Origin of the sequence: Leucobacter japonicus (assembly GCF_001273855.1) — a bacterium.
Taxonomy (GTDB): Bacteria; Actinomycetota; Actinomycetes; order Actinomycetales; family Microbacteriaceae; genus Leucobacter; species Leucobacter japonicus.
In genome coordinates this window covers 1-366 of the sequence record NZ_JHBX01000099.1, presented here as the reverse complement: position 1 = coordinate 366, position 366 = coordinate 1, and the positions used below count along the sequence as shown (strand labels likewise).

1 protein-coding gene is annotated in these 366 nt (G+C 72.7%); it reads left to right on the top strand.

The genetic code is table 11. The features are described from left to right. A partial coding sequence (locus AMS67_RS04535; RefSeq protein ID WP_193787066.1) for an alkaline phosphatase family protein occupies positions 1 to 366 on the top strand: 366 nt, incomplete at both ends.

Genomic DNA, 366 nt, shown 5'->3' with positions numbered 1-366 from the left:
CGACAACGGTGCGAGGCTTGCCGCGATTCTGCCAAGCGGACTCGCGACGGTCGCCCGAGGCCTCGACGCAGACCTGCCGGAGGAGCTCGCCTTCGCCGCTTCGAGCGGGATCGCGGAGCGCCTGCCGGCCGCGAGATCCTTCGTGATGGTGGTCGTCGACGGGCTCGGCCACGCCAACCTCACCGCGGTGAAGGGCCACGCTCCGACCCTCGCGCGGCTGCAGCGACGGCGCATCGAGACCGTCGCCCCGTCGACCACGGGGGCCGCCCTCACCACGCTCACCACCGGCGCGCTGCCGGGGGAGCACGGGCTCATCGGCTACCGCATCAGGCATCCGAGGCTCGGGCTCGTCACGACCCTCAAGGA